This is a genomic window from Paraburkholderia sp. SIMBA_054 (assembly GCF_046534875.1).
Taxonomy (GTDB): domain Bacteria; phylum Pseudomonadota; class Gammaproteobacteria; order Burkholderiales; family Burkholderiaceae; genus Paraburkholderia; species Paraburkholderia hospita.
This window is the reverse complement of record NZ_JAWRXV010001076.1, coordinates 1-260: the sequence shown is the minus strand read 5'-3', so window position 1 is coordinate 260 and position 260 is coordinate 1. Positions and strand designations below refer to the sequence as shown.

At 59.2% G+C, this 260-nt stretch carries 1 protein-coding gene; it reads left to right on the top strand.

Annotation, left to right across the window (positions count from 1 at the left end; genetic code table 11):
* Positions 1-260, top strand: a 260-nt coding sequence (locus SB822_RS58480; RefSeq protein WP_410859295.1) for a substrate-binding domain-containing protein, incomplete at both ends; no start/stop codon positions are given.

The window sequence follows — 260 nt, the reverse complement described above, 5'->3', positions numbered from 1 at the left end:
TTCGATAACGAAAAGGTCGGCGAATTGCAGGCACAAGGCGTGTTTAACGCGCAACCGAAGGGCAACTACTTCCTGCTCGGCGGTGCACCGACCGACAACAACGCGAAGATGCTGCGCGAAGGCCAGTTGAAGGTACTCAAGCCTGCCATCGACAAGGGCGACATCAAAGTGGTGGGCCAGCAGTGGGTGCCGGAGTGGAGCGCATCCACGGCGCTGCGCATCGTCGAAGACGCGCTGACCGCGAACAACAACAAGATCGA